The organism is Chryseobacterium daeguense DSM 19388, assembly GCF_000430825.1.
GTDB lineage: Bacteria > Bacteroidota > Bacteroidia > Flavobacteriales > Weeksellaceae > Chryseobacterium > Chryseobacterium daeguense.
On the sequence record NZ_AUMT01000001.1, the window covers coordinates 415,576 to 428,670 of the forward strand.

The following is a 13,095-nucleotide window of genomic DNA, read 5'->3' on the forward strand; positions in this document are numbered from 1 at the left end:
TTATTTTTTATTTTAACATTAAGAAACTTCAGAGACTTTGCATTTAAATGATTAAGGTTTGGCTTCGTCAAATAAAGCATTACGCTTAAAAACATCTTTGATGTTTTCTTAATTTATCTTAACCACTTAAATGATCTTAATGTTTAAAATCCAATGATTACAAGTAAATCTGGAACTGTACAATAAATTCTCCTTTTGATTTCGGGCTTTCCGTGGGACTTGTGTAAGTTGGTCTTGTGGAATATTGTGTTGTAATTTTTGCATGATGACCATCGATGAACCAGTTGGCTCCCACATCAAATTGTGATGAAGATTTATCAAACGCTTCAAAGTTTTTATGAGTATAAGCAGCGAATGGCTGAATTCTGATTTTTGGCTTCTCCGCCTGGCTTGGTAAAAGTAAACCGGCCTGCGCGTAGATAATATTACCTGTTCCGATGGTCGGCTGTAGATTTCCGGGTCCTGCAATGGCTCTGTCGCCGATAAAATTAGGGTCTGCAGAAGCAATGTTCATAATCCCTAAATTTCTGATATAGTTCGGACCGAACTGATAGTTGTAATAACCCGCATACGCTGAAACGGCCATTTTGTTTTTAGCATTTCCCAACGGAATATCTGCAAAAGCATCAATGGCAACAAGGGTAATGTCATGTTTTTCAATGTTTGAATTAACTGAAGTCCGAGTTCCGTCTTTTTGATGGTAAAAACCGGCGCCGACATTGAAAACTTTTTTCGTTCCCAGGTAAGAACCTACTTTGAAAGGCAGTAAATTGGATTCTTCGTCTAAAAACTGATATTCTACATATCCCGCTTTTGAAAAGTTTGGATTTCCGTTATTGTCCACCGCTACGGCTTTTGAAGGGTCTGTGACGTTTGCCGGAATTAAATCTGTTGCAAATGGTTTGTTTAAGCTGAGGCGATATTCAAATTTACCATATTTTCCTTTAGCAAACATGCCCAGCTGTCTTGCGAACTGGTCGGAATTATCAATCAGAGGCCAGGTAAAAATAGGGGAGTCAACCGTAAGGAAATTCAGTGTGGAAGCCATCGTCATACGGGATAGCCCCATGTAATAATGCAAGCCGGCTCCTAAGGTAAGACTAAATTTTCCTGCTTCTCCGGGCATAATAACAGCGTATTCGTTCCATGCATCATGAAAAAACATTTGAGGCTTTTTGCCGTTTCCATAACCTCCTGTTCCGGAAGTTCCGGAGCCTCCGCCATTGATAAACGTTTGATTATTAATCCCAAAATGAGCCAGAATCATATATCTTTTGGAAATCTGAGCATACGCGAGAGTTCGTAACCGCCTGTTTCCCAAACTCCACGAATTATCGGTGGGTTCTCCTCCCACCATACTTCCTGGGTTCATTTCTGTATTTCTTAACCAAAATTGGTCCCATAAAATAAATCTTATGTATTTATCGCCTTGCTGATTAAGGTTTATTTTTAATCCGCCTCCATAATCAGGAGAACCTTGAGAATATAAAGAATTGCTGATTAAAGCCAATCCAATAAAAGTGAGAATTTTCTTCATAAATTATCAATTTTTGGCGTTGTTTTTTGTGAAAGCCAAATTGTAATTAATAATTTGTTTGTGAAAATTTAATATATATTATTGGAAAGTATATCGTTATTGGTTTTAAGTTATGAATTATGAATTCTTGAAAATGTGTACTTATTTAATTTATAAATTTGATTAACTGTAAGTTGTGTTTTATTTTATTCAATAAAAAAACTTATAACTCATGACCAATAACTCATAACTTTTCAAAGCTTATTTTTTAAAACGCTCCCATTTAATCAGCATATATTTATCTGCAAACTGAGTAATAATTAATCCTGAATTTTTAAGATTTTCCTCCTTACTCATATATTCAATCAATTCATTTTGTTTTAAAATTTTATACACCGGATGAAACTCCGAATGGGGCGGTCTTGTGATGTTATATTTTTTGATCCACGAACTGATTGTAACGTGAGAAACACCAATAATCCTCTCTATTTCACGAAAGCTTAAGCCCTCAAGATAAAGTTGCAATGCCTTTATCACGTAGTAGTCGTCAATCTGTTTTCCTAGTTTTTTTACAGTAAAATAATAGGTACAGTTTTTACACAGGAAGCGTTGTTTTTCATTTACGATTCCACTTTTTACGACTTTGGTACCACCGCATTTCGGACACTGATTTTCCATAGCTATATCTTTTTAGCAAATATATAATAATTTAGCAAAATATTAATTTTATATAAAGATAAAATTACCTGTATATTAATTTAATTCAATAAAATTATCTTTTTAATTTGGATTTAAAAGAAATTATATTTTAAATTTGCCGAAAAATTTAGATAAATAAATGGAAATAGAAATTTCCTCATCCATACATCTGATGTATGTGAGTGAAATACAGCAGGAAATGTATGATTCTGCACAGCGAAGAGGAACGGGTATTGCAAAACGTTCGATAGAATATTTAAGTAAAAAGATTTCAGATGGTAATGCTGTAATAGCCACTGAAAACGGGAAGTGGGTAGGTTTCTGCTATATAGAAACCTGGTCGCACGGCCAGTTTGTAGCCAATTCCGGATTGATTGTTTCACCAAAATTCAGGGAAAGAGGTGCTGCAACTTTAATCAAAAATAAAGTTTTTCAGTTATCCAGAGATAAATACCCGAAAGCCAAAGTTTTTGGGTTGACAACAGGTTTGGCGGTAATGAAAATTAACAGTGACTTAGGCTACAAACCGGTAATCTATTCAGAACTGACTCAGGATGAAGAATTCTGGGATGGTTGCAAAAGTTGTGTGAATTATGAAATTTTAATGAAAAAAGAACGTAAAAACTGTCTTTGTACAGCAATGCTTTTCATTCCCGATAATCATAAAGTAAATGGTGTTGTAAATAATCAACCCGAAAATAGATATAAAAATGAACAAGAAAGTCATCTTAGCGTTTAGCGGAGGTTTAGATACCTCTTACTGTGCTAAATATCTCAGTGAAACACTGGGATATGATGTGTATGCAGTCACTGTAAATACCGGAGGTTTTTCTAAAGAAGAGGAAAAAGAACTGGAGGAAAAAGCTTTTAATCTTGGGGTAAAACAATACAGGTGCATTGACGCTCAAGAAGATTATTACAATTCTTGTGTAAAGTATCTGATCTTCGGTAATGTTTTGAAAAACAATACGTATCCATTATCTGTAAGTGCTGAACGTACAATACAGGCACAGAAGATTGCAAAATACGCCATTGAAATCGGTGCTGATGCTATTGCACATGGAAGTACAGGTGCCGGAAATGACCAAGTTCGTTTTGATTTGATTTTTCAGGTAATGTGCCCGAAGGTGGAAATCATTACGCCGATTCGGGATATGGCTTTATCTCGTGAAGAAGAAATTGAATTTTTGAAAAATCACGGCTACGAAATGGAATTCCAAAAAGCGCAATATTCCGTCAATAAAGGACTTTGGGGAACTTCAGTCGGAGGAAAAGAAACGTTGACGTCAAGAAATTATCTTCCTGAAGAAGCTTTTCCATCACAAATTAAGGAAACTCAGCCTTCAGAACTGGAAATTGAGTTCGAAAATGGTGAGATTGTAGCTGTAAACGGAGAAAATTTTGAACATTCTGTTTACGCAATTCAAAAAATTGAAGAATTGGCTTCAGCGTACGGAATCGGTAGAGATATCCACGTTGGAGATACAATTGTAGGAATTAAGGGAAGAGTTGGTTTTGAAGCGGCGGCCGCATCTGTTATTATCAAAGCGCACCATTTATTGGAAAAACATACGCTTTCAAAATATCAGCAGATGATGAAATCTCAATTGTCTGACTGGTATGGAAACTGGCTTCATGAAGCACTATTCCTGGATCCTGTAATGAGAAATATCGAGTCTTTTTTGGTTGATTCTCAAAAAACGGTCAGCGGAAAAGTTTTTGTAACGCTCCATCCTTATCGATTTATTTTGAATGGAATTGAATCTAAACATGATCTAATGTCTGATAAATTCGGAAGCTACGGCGAAGCAAACAGAGCATGGACGGGCGATGATGTTAAAGGCTACACAAAAATCGTAAGCAATTCTTTAAATATATATCATCAGATAAATTCAGCATTATGATGGTGAACCCGAAGGGTTCAATATGAATAGCCATAGGTGCAACCTGTGGACGGAAAAATCAATGTAAAAAAGAAAAATGAAAAAAAATATCGGAATCATCGGAGCCAACGGCTACACAGGCAGTGAACTGGTTCGTCTGCTGGCTTTTCATCCTAATGTGTCATTGAGTTTTTTATATAGCCGTTCAAATTCGGGGACAAAAATTTCAGATTTGTACCCGGATTTAGAGGCGGTTTGTGAGATGGTTTTAACAGACCAGCCGGAAGAAGTAGAAGTTTTGTTCTTATGTCTTCCTCACAAACAAAGCCAGAATTGGCTGACTCAAAATCCTGTAAAAGATTCAACGTTGGTTATTGATTTAGGAAATGATTTTCGTTTGGAAGGTAATTTAGGAGAAAGAAATTTCATCTACGGTTTGCCTGAAATCAACAAAAAACAACTTTCAGGAGCAAAGAGTATTGCGAATCCGGGATGTTTTGCGACAGCGATTCAATTGGCCTTGCTTCCATTAGCTCAAAAAGGTTTATTGGATGATGTTTACACGACAGGAATTACAGGTTCAACGGGGGCCGGTCAGTCTTTACAGGCAACGACACATTTTACCTGGAGGAATGATAATATTTCAGCCTATAAAACATTGACACATCAGCATGTGGATGAGATTTTACAGCAGTTAATTTCTTTTAATAAAAATGAAATCAGTCTGAATTTTGTTCCATGGAGAGGGGATTTTGCGAGAGGAATTTTTACGAGTTCCACGGTGAAAACAGATTTAGAACTTTCAGATATTAATCAATTGTTCGAAGATTTTTATGTAGATGCGCCTTTTGTAAAGGTAAGCGAGAAAGCAATTGATTTAAAACAGGTTGTCAACACAAATCGCTGTGTGATTCATATCGAAAAAAGTGGAAATGTTGCAGTTATTCACTCAGCGATTGACAATTTGTTGAAAGGAGCTTCCGGACAGGCAGTTCAAAACATGAATATTGCAATGGGCTGGGAAGAAAATTCAGGATTGAATTTAAAACCAATCGCATTTTAAAACGGACAATAATCCGACCTAGGAAAATGGAGCGTTAAGAAAAATAGTTTTGTTAACGTTAAGAAAATTCTACTGTTCGAAGCGCGAGAAAAATGTCGAATCAAGAACAAATGTCGATTTCGCGCAAGTTTTAGAGTTTTTAGAGAACAAAAATATTTTTTAGCGAAAGTTTCCAGTCTTGAACTTTTGTTTCTTTTGCTTCAAGGCAAAAGAAAAATTAGAAATAAAATAAAGATGAAGTTGTAAAACCAGCAACTATCAATCAATAACAATCAACCAGAAAATGAATTTATTCAACGTATATCCATTATTTAACATCAATCCAATAAAAGCTCAGGGATCATTTCTTTGGGATGATAAAGGAGAAAGATATCTTGATTTTTACGGAGGTCATGCTGTAATTTCTATAGGGCACAACCATCCGCATTATCAAACTCAATTAAAAAATCAGTTAGATAAAATATCTTTCTATTCAAACTCGGTTCAGAATGAATTACAGATTGAATTGGCTGAAAAATTAGGAAAACTTTCAGGTTTGGAAGATTATAATCTGTTTTTGTGTAACTCAGGAGCTGAAGCGAACGAAAATGCTTTAAAACTGGCTTCTTTTCATAACGGAAAAAGCAAAGTGCTGTATTTCTCAGGTTCTTTTCACGGAAGAACTTCGGCGGCAGTTTCTGTGACTGATAATCCAAAAATTGTAGCTCCGGTAAACTACGACGAACGATTCATTAAATCTGAATGGAATAATATTGAACAACTTGAAGCCATTTTTGAAAATCAGGGAAATGAAATTTCATCTGTAATTATTGAAGGAATTCAGGGAGTTGGCGGAATCATGATTCCAACGGTTGAATTTTTAACTAAAATTAAAGAATTATGTGAAAAACATGATGCTGTTTTGATTTTAGATGAGGTTCAGTCAGGCTACGGAAGAAGCGGGTATTTCTTCGCCCATCAAGAATTCGGAATTGAAGCCGATATCATCACGACAGCCAAAGGAATGGGAAATGGCTTTCCAATCGGTGGTGTTTTAATTCACCCAAGATTTCAGGCAAGTAATGGTTTGCTGGGAACCACTTTCGGAGGAAATCATTTAGCTTGCGTGGCTGCGATTGCAGTTTTAGACGTGATGAAAGATGAAAATCTCATCAAAAATGCTCAGGAAATGGGCGAATATATTGGAAATGAATTGAAAGATCTTCCACATATTAAAACCATTCGAAGGAAAGGCCTGATGATTGGAATTGAACTCGACAGGGATTCTTCAGAAGTGAGGAACAGCCTGTTGTACAATCATCATATTTTCACAGGAAATTCTAATGATAAGGCTGTGTTGAGGCTTCTTCCGGCGCTTAACATTAAAAAGGAAGAAACTGATTTGTTCGTCAGTGCTTTAAAAGAAGTATTAGAGAATATTTAAGCTGTGAAAATTATACGGTCTGTCATTCTGACGAAGGAAGAATCTATTAATATGATAAAAAGAGATTCTTCACTACACTTTGTTTCGTTCAGAATGACAGATTAAAAATCTTAAAATCAATTCAAAAATGAAAAAATTCACCACTGTAAGTGATGTTGAAAACTTACAGGAAATCATAAAAAAAGCGTTACAAATTAAAGAAAATCCTCTTTCGGAACCTGAAAAAGGAAAAGGAAAAACAATCGGACTTGTATTTTTAAATTCAAGTTTAAGAACACGTTTAAGCAGTCAGATTGCAGCGCAAAATTTAGGTTTAAATGTATTAACGTTAAACGCAGCTCAAGAGGCTTGGAATCTGGAATTTGCAGACGGTGCGGTGATGAATGGCGACACTGTTGAGCATATTAAAGATGCGATTGAAGTATTAAATCAGTATTGCGATATCATTGCAGTTCGTTGTTTTGCAGGTATGAAAAGCAAGGAAGATGATTTTAACGAAAGCATTTTAAGTCAGTTCGAACAACATGCGAAAGTTCCGGTCATTTCTCTGGAATCTGCAACACGTCATCCTTTGCAAAGTTTGGCAGATTGTATCACAATTACAGAAAACTGGAAAGGAGCGCGCAAGCCAAAAGTAGTTTTAACCTGGGCGCCTCACATTAAACCGATTGCTCATGCGGTAGGAAATTCCTTCGCAGAATGGATGCAGGAAATGGATGTTGAGTTGGTAATTGCTAATCCTAAAGGCTATGATTTGGATAAAAATTTTACAAAAGATGTGAAAATTATTCATGATCAGGATGAGGCGTTAAAAGATGCAGATTTTATTTATGTGAAAAACTGGTCTTCTTTTGATGATTATGCCGCTATGCCTGAAGTCAAAGAAAACTGGATGCTGACGAATGAAAAATTAGCGAATACCAATCAGGCAAAGGTAATGCACTGTCTTCCGGTTCGTCGAAATATAGAATTGAGTGATGAGGTGATGGATGGTGAAAACTCGATTATTTATCAGCAGGCAAAAAACCGGATTTTCTCTGCGCAAGCGGTTTTTTCGGAAATTCTGGACGAAATTAATTCGAAATAACATCAAACCTAACGGGTTTCCGAAACCCGTTAGGTTTACACTCACAAACCTTGACAAGGTTCTCAAAAAGATTTGCAATGAAAGAAAAACTATACATCATAAAAATTGGCGGAGCATTAATCGATGATGAGGAATTATTGAATGATTTTCTGGATCAGTTTTCTGAAATTCAGGAAAGGAAAATTCTTGTTCATGGAGGCGGAAAATTAGCAACGACATTAGCTGATAAATTAGGCGTTGAACAGAAAATGGTCAACGGACGAAGAATTACAGATAAAAATACGCTGGATATTGTGGCGATGGTGTATGCAGGAGGTATCAATAAAAATATTGTGGCAAAGCTTCAGCAGAAAAAATGTAAAGCAATAGGTTTTTCTGGAGCTGATGCCAATTTGATTAAAGCCAAAAAAAGAAAGCATGCCGAAATAGATTTCGGATTTGTCGGAGATATTACGCAAAAAAGTATCAATAAAAAACTGATTTCCAAATTGCTTAAACTGAACTTGGTTCCTGTGTTTTCAGCAATCACTCACGACAAAAAAGGAAATCTTTTCAATACCAATGCAGACACGATTGCTTCGGTAATTGCTCAGGCTCTGTCTGAAAAATATGATGTTGAATTATTGTATTGCTTTGATAAAGAAGGAGTTTTAGAAGATGTCGAAAATCCGGATTCTGTCATCAAAAATATTTCCGAAGAAGAATTTTCAACATTAAAAAATCAAGGAAAACTTCACAAAGGAATTTTGCCCAAACTGGAAAACGCTCTTGTAGCTGTAAAAAATAATGTGAAAAAGGTGTTCTTAATAAAAGAAACCGAACTAAAAAATCATATAGAAAACCATCATGCAGGAACTGAAATCTGTTTATAATAAAGAAGAATTACTGAATAACGCAGTGGATTTGCTGAAAAAATTAATTGAAATCCCTTCATTCAGCAAGGATGAATATAATACGTCCGTAGAGATTGAAAATTTTTTCAAAAAAAATCAGATTCCTACAAAACGTTTTAAAAATAACATTTGGGCGGTGAATAAAAATTTTGATGTTTTCAAGCCGTCAATTTTGCTGAATACGCATCACGACACGGTAAAACCAAATAAAGCTTACACTTTAGACCCGTTTTTAGCGATTGAAAAGGATGGAAAGTTATTCGGATTGGGGAGTAACGATGCCGGAGCTTCTTTGGTTTCGATGGCGCAGGTTTTTTTACATTTTTATGATAAAGAAGATTTACAATATAATTTAGTTATTGCTTTGACGGCAGAGGAGGAGATTTCAGGGTTTGACGGAATTGAAGCTTTGCTTCCCCAGCTACCCAATATCGAGCTTGCTATTGTAGGGGAACCAACGCAGATGAATCTGGCAATCGCGGAAAAAGGATTGTTGGTTATTGACGGGGAAATGAAAGGTACTCCTTCTCACGCCGCTCATCCGAATGACGATAATTCAATTGTAAAATGTATGGCAGATTTGCAGCAGATTTTAAGCTTTAAATTTCCAAAAGTTTCAGATTATTTGGGTGAAATTAAAGTTACTTTGTCAGGAATTCATGCCGGAGTTCAGCATAATGTAGTTCCTGAATCTTGTTCTTTCACTTTAGATGTGAGGGTTACCGATGAATATTCCAATAAAGAAGCCTTTGAAATTATCCAATCTCAGATGAAGTCAACCTTAAAACCAAGATCTTTCAGGCTAAATTCTTCAAAAATCGAAATGGATCATCCATTTGTAAAGGCAGGTCTGGAAATCGGCAGGGCAACTTACGGTTCGCCAACTTCATCCGATCAGGCCATTATTCCTTGTACTTCTGTAAAGCTTGGACCTGGCGACAGCAGGCGCTCTCACACAGCAGATGAATTTATTGTCATCGAAGAAATTGCGGAAGGCATTGAGATTTACATTCGAATTTTGGAAAAGATTTTATAGGCTGGTAGCGGGGAGATTGATGATGGAAGTTTATGAAGTCTGTAAAAAGCGACTTAGGAAGCGGAGGCGTTAAAAAAATTGAAATTTAATCCGTTAAAAAATTCCCACTGTTTGAAGCGCGAAACTCTTAGGAATGACAAAATCAAACTAATAAAGAAGATAAAGCAGTTGGTAGTACACTTCTATCACCCAACTTCCATCTTCAGACAAAAATAATTACTTATGAAAAAAATATGGCAAAAAGACGATAATGCCACCAATATATTAGTTAATAAATTCACGGTCGGAAAAGATCTTGACTTTGATGAGCGTTTGGCAAAATACGATGTTAAAGGTTCAATGGCGCACTGTACAATGTTGGCAGAAGTTGGAATTATTTCCAATGAAGAATCAAAGCAGATGTTGTCTGTTTTGGAAGAAATTTTGAAAAATATCGAAAACGGTACTTTTGAAATTGATAAAAATGCAGAAGATATTCATTCGCAGATTGAATCTATTTTAATTGAAAAACTAGGAGACACAGGAAAGAAAATTCATACAGCACGTTCAAGAAACGATCAGGTTTTATTGGATATTAAACTGTATTTAGTGGATGAAATCCGTGAAATTACTGCGTTGACAGATGAATTTTTTCAGATATTAATCAAATTAGCAGGTCAGCATAAAAATATCCTTCTTCCGGGCTATACCCATTTACAGATTGCAATGCCTTCATCTTTCGGATTGTGGTTTGGAGCGTATGCAGAAGCGCTTTTGGATGATGTAGAAATGCTTTTTTCAGTTAAAAATATCATTAATAAAAATCCACTGGGCTCGGCGGCGGGATATGGTTCGTCTTTCCCTATTGACCGTGAAAGTACAACGTATAATTTAGGCTTTCAAACAATGAATTATAACTCGGTGTATGCTCAGATGACACGTGGGAAATCAGAGAAAATGCTATCGATGGCAATGGCGACTTTGGCAGGAACGTTGGGGAAATTTGCCTATGATGTCTGTTTATATTTAAGCCAGAATTTTGATTTTATAAGCTTTCCAAAGGAGTTTACAACAGGAAGCAGCATTATGCCCCACAAGAAAAATCCTGATATTTTCGAGTTGGTTCGTGCGCGTTGCAACAGAATTCAGTCGTTGCCGAATGAGTTTATTTTATTAACGAATAATCTTCCTTCTGGGTATCACCGTGATATGCAGTTGACGAAGGAAATTCTTTTCCCTGCTATTGACTCTTTAAAGGAATGTCTGGAGATTTTAAATTACACCTTGCCGAATATTCAGGTGAAGGACGGAATTTTAGAAGATGAAAAATATCAATATCTTTTCAGTGTTGAGAAAATTAATGAAGAAGTGAAAAAAGGAAGCTCATTCCGTGATGCTTATGTAAAAGTAGGGCAGGAGATTGAGAATAATGAATTTGATTTTGAAATTGAAAATCTGAATCATACACACCAGGGAAGTATTGGGAATCTCTGCCTGGATAAAATTCAATATCAGTTTAATAAACTGAAAAATAAGTTGCTGGGTTGATAGATTTTTCTAGATGCTTCGACTTCGCTCAGCATTACATCTCTAATACTGTGCGTTTTATTAGCGAGTTATTTGTAGGAGTGTCATGCTGAGCGAAGTCGAAGCATCTTTAGATTGTTAAGTTAAAATGTTTTAATTTAAATAAAAAATTAATCCAGATCAATCTTAAATTTAGTCGATTTTTTAACCTCATGAAGAACGATAGAACTGTGATATTGCCCGATATTAGGAATATTTGAAATCACATTCACGGTAAAATCATTATAAGAATTAATGTCTTTAGCGATGATCTTCAGCATATAGTCATATTCGCCGGAGAGGCTGATAATTTCCTGAACTTCATCGTACTGCATGATATTTTTCTCAAAAGTTTCCAGTACTTTTTTAGATTGTTCCTTCAGGCGGACGTTGCAGTAAACTACAATATTGAGTCCTAATTTTTCACGGTTCAAAAGACCAACATATTTCTCAATAATTCCCTGTTTTTCCAGCTGTTTGATGCGTTCATAGGTCGGGGTAAAGGTAAGTCCTATCTTTTCAGAAATTTCCTTTACAGAATAAGTGGAATCTTCCTGAATAATGCTGAGAATCATTTTGTCTTTTAAATCCATATAATAGCCAAGTTGAGTTGTAACAAAAATAGTATTTATAAATGAAAGTAAACAGAGTTTAAGATTTTTTAATTTAAATCAAATTTTGGTTTTGTCAGTTTCTAAAATTGTTGTATCTTTGCACCTAATGAATAACACAGTATTTATATCATTAGAATTACCGGGCGCAGACGCCCTTTACGATATTTATTTATTTTAAGCGAAGATGTTTCTTCGCTTTTTTTTTGTAAAAAATTTAGATAATATGTTTACGATTACAGAACTAAGCACCGAGAGAATCAACAGTATACTGACAGAAGCGATGGCTTTTGCCAATGGGAAAACTGCTAAAATTGAAGGAGAAGTTTTTTGCTCAAACCTTTTCTTTGAAGACAGCACAAGAACAAAAACAAGCTTTGATATTGCCGAAAGAAAATTAGGATTACAGGTTGTTCTTTTCGATGCATCACACAGTTCGGTAAATAAAGGTGAAAGTCTTTATGATACGGTAAAAACAATTGAAAGCTTAGGAGTGAATCTGGTCGTAATCAGAGATAAGAAAGACAGATACTTTGATGAGTTAAAAAATATAAAAATCCCTGTAATCAACGGAGGAGACGGGACGGGAAACCATCCATCCCAATGTATGCTGGATCTGATGACCATTTATCAGGAGTTCGGAAAGTTTGAAGGCTTAAAAGTAGGAATTGTAGGAGATGTAAAACACAGTCGCGTAGCCAATTCAAATGCAGAAGCGTTGAGAAGACTGGGCGCAAAAGTATACTTCTCGGGACCTGAACAATGGTTCGATGAAGGCGCTTTAATTAATGGAACCTATCTTAGCGTAGATCAGCTGATTGCTGAGGTTGATGTATTAATGCTATTAAGAATCCAGCATGAAAGACATGATTCAAAAATGAGTTTTTCCGCATCAGATTACCATAGAAAATACGGTTTGACGAAGGAAAGAGAAAGGGCAATGAAAAAAGAAGCCATCATCATGCATCCTGCACCGATTAATAGAGGAGTTGAAATTGATACAGATTTAGTAGAATGCGAACGTTCAAGAGTTTTCAAACAGATGCAGAACGGCGTTTTCGCAAGAATGGCCATTTTAAAAGAAGCCTTGGAAAAAGAAGGGTATACCTTTAAATAAGAGCCAAGCTAAAAGTAATAAGTAAAAGTTTAGCGAGCCCTGGAAGGGCGGCCTGTTAATAGCCATGGGTGAAACCCATGGAAAAAGAAAAGATAGTGTGAGCCCTGGAAGGGCGGCCCGTTAATAGCCATGGGTGAAACCCGTGGAAAAAGAAAAAGATAGTGAGAGCCCCGAAGGGGCGACCTGTTAATAGCTACGGATGCAACCCGTGGAATAATGAAA

At 36.0% G+C, this 13,095-nt stretch carries 12 protein-coding genes; 9 read left to right on the forward strand and 3 right to left on the reverse strand.

Annotated elements, in window-relative coordinates; genetic code table 11:
* Nucleotides 1-157 precede the first annotated feature (157 nt).
* Together H560_RS0102020 and H560_RS0102025 are read right to left on the reverse strand one after the other, a co-directional pair.
* Nucleotides 158-1,537 carry a hypothetical protein gene (locus H560_RS0102020; protein WP_027378499.1) on the reverse strand — a complete coding sequence of 460 codons (1,380 nt, stop codon included), beginning with the start codon at nucleotides 1,535-1,537 and terminating at the stop codon, nucleotides 158-160.
* Between the two features lie 240 nt (nucleotides 1,538-1,777).
* Nucleotides 1,778-2,194 (reverse strand): IS1/IS1595 family N-terminal zinc-binding domain-containing protein, encoded by a 417-nt coding sequence (locus H560_RS0102025; RefSeq protein WP_027378500.1) that lies wholly within the window; start codon nucleotides 2,192-2,194, stop codon nucleotides 1,778-1,780.
* Between the two features lie 160 nt (nucleotides 2,195-2,354).
* On the opposite strand from H560_RS0102025, the gene H560_RS20945 reads away from it, so the two are divergent.
* The 8 genes from H560_RS20945 (at nucleotide 2,355) to argH (ending at nucleotide 11,127) form a co-directional block, all read left to right on the forward strand.
* Nucleotides 2,355-2,954 carry a GNAT family N-acetyltransferase gene (locus H560_RS20945; protein ID WP_081413905.1) on the forward strand — a complete coding sequence of 200 codons (600 nt, stop codon included), beginning with the start codon at nucleotides 2,355-2,357 and terminating at the stop codon, nucleotides 2,952-2,954.
* Complete coding sequence (gene argG / locus H560_RS0102035; protein WP_027378501.1) at nucleotides 2,926-4,119, forward strand: argininosuccinate synthase; 1,194 nt, start codon at nucleotides 2,926-2,928, stop codon at nucleotides 4,117-4,119. The genes H560_RS20945 and argG overlap by 29 nt, the downstream gene beginning before the upstream one ends.
* Before the next feature lie 76 nt (nucleotides 4,120-4,195).
* Nucleotides 4,196-5,161, forward strand: coding sequence for an N-acetyl-gamma-glutamyl-phosphate reductase (gene argC / locus H560_RS0102040; RefSeq protein WP_027378502.1), 966 nt, complete (start codon nucleotides 4,196-4,198; stop codon nucleotides 5,159-5,161).
* A gap of 283 nt (nucleotides 5,162-5,444) precedes the next feature.
* Entirely contained in the window at nucleotides 5,445-6,584 is a 1,140-nt protein-coding gene (locus H560_RS0102045; protein WP_027378503.1) for an aspartate aminotransferase family protein, read from the forward strand.
* Nucleotides 6,585-6,711: 127 nt separating this feature from the next.
* Nucleotides 6,712-7,671 carry an N-acetylornithine carbamoyltransferase gene (locus tag H560_RS0102050; protein ID WP_027378504.1) on the forward strand — a complete coding sequence of 320 codons (960 nt, stop codon included), beginning with the start codon at nucleotides 6,712-6,714 and terminating at the stop codon, nucleotides 7,669-7,671.
* Between the two features lie 77 nt (nucleotides 7,672-7,748).
* Entirely contained in the window at nucleotides 7,749-8,543 is a 795-nt protein-coding gene (argB, locus tag H560_RS0102055) for an acetylglutamate kinase (protein WP_027378505.1), read from the forward strand.
* The gene (locus H560_RS0102060; RefSeq protein ID WP_027378506.1) at nucleotides 8,518-9,600 is read left to right on the forward strand and encodes a M20 family metallo-hydrolase; all 1,083 of its coding nucleotides are present in this window, start codon (nucleotides 8,518-8,520) and stop codon (nucleotides 9,598-9,600) included. Before argB ends, H560_RS0102060 begins: the two co-directional genes overlap by 26 nt.
* 222 nt (nucleotides 9,601-9,822) lie before the next feature.
* A complete protein-coding gene (gene argH / locus H560_RS0102065) occupies nucleotides 9,823-11,127 on the forward strand; it encodes an argininosuccinate lyase (protein ID WP_051289088.1) in 1,305 nt (434 codons plus the stop codon).
* A gap of 149 nt (nucleotides 11,128-11,276) precedes the next feature.
* Here the strand turns inward: argH and H560_RS0102070 are convergent, their stop codons facing one another.
* Nucleotides 11,277-11,738, reverse strand: coding sequence for an Lrp/AsnC family transcriptional regulator (locus tag H560_RS0102070; RefSeq protein ID WP_027378508.1), 462 nt, complete (start codon nucleotides 11,736-11,738; stop codon nucleotides 11,277-11,279).
* Nucleotides 11,739-11,982: 244 nt separating this feature from the next.
* Here H560_RS0102070 and H560_RS0102075 point away from each other — a divergent pair, with 244 nt between their 5' ends.
* Nucleotides 11,983-12,873, forward strand: coding sequence for an aspartate carbamoyltransferase catalytic subunit (locus H560_RS0102075; RefSeq protein WP_027378509.1), 891 nt, complete (start codon nucleotides 11,983-11,985; stop codon nucleotides 12,871-12,873).
* Nucleotides 12,874-13,095 lie beyond the last annotated feature (222 nt).

What these genes read in the sequence shown, in the direction of transcription:
- H560_RS0102020 (WP_027378499.1), bottom strand. Translation starts at nt 1,537, where the DNA reads ATGAAGAAAATTCTCACTTTTATTGGATTGGCTTTAATCAGCAATTCT.
- H560_RS0102070 (WP_027378508.1), bottom strand. Translation starts at nt 11,738, where the DNA reads ATGGATTTAAAAGACAAAATGATTCTCAGCATTATTCAGGAAGATTCC.
- argC (WP_027378502.1), top strand. Translation starts at nt 4,196, where the DNA reads ATGAAAAAAAATATCGGAATCATCGGAGCCAACGGCTACACAGGCAGT.
- H560_RS0102060 (WP_027378506.1), top strand. Translation starts at nt 8,518, where the DNA reads ATGCAGGAACTGAAATCTGTTTATAATAAAGAAGAATTACTGAATAAC.
- H560_RS0102045 (WP_027378503.1), top strand. Translation starts at nt 5,445, where the DNA reads ATGAATTTATTCAACGTATATCCATTATTTAACATCAATCCAATAAAA.
- H560_RS0102025 (WP_027378500.1), bottom strand. Translation starts at nt 2,194, where the DNA reads ATGGAAAATCAGTGTCCGAAATGCGGTGGTACCAAAGTCGTAAAAAGT.
- H560_RS20945 (WP_081413905.1), top strand. Translation starts at nt 2,355, where the DNA reads ATGGAAATAGAAATTTCCTCATCCATACATCTGATGTATGTGAGTGAA.
- argH (WP_051289088.1), top strand. Translation starts at nt 9,823, where the DNA reads ATGAAAAAAATATGGCAAAAAGACGATAATGCCACCAATATATTAGTT.
- H560_RS0102075 (WP_027378509.1), top strand. Translation starts at nt 11,983, where the DNA reads ATGTTTACGATTACAGAACTAAGCACCGAGAGAATCAACAGTATACTG.
- argG (WP_027378501.1), top strand. Translation starts at nt 2,926, where the DNA reads ATGAACAAGAAAGTCATCTTAGCGTTTAGCGGAGGTTTAGATACCTCT.
- H560_RS0102050 (WP_027378504.1), top strand. Translation starts at nt 6,712, where the DNA reads ATGAAAAAATTCACCACTGTAAGTGATGTTGAAAACTTACAGGAAATC.
- argB (WP_027378505.1), top strand. Translation starts at nt 7,749, where the DNA reads ATGAAAGAAAAACTATACATCATAAAAATTGGCGGAGCATTAATCGAT.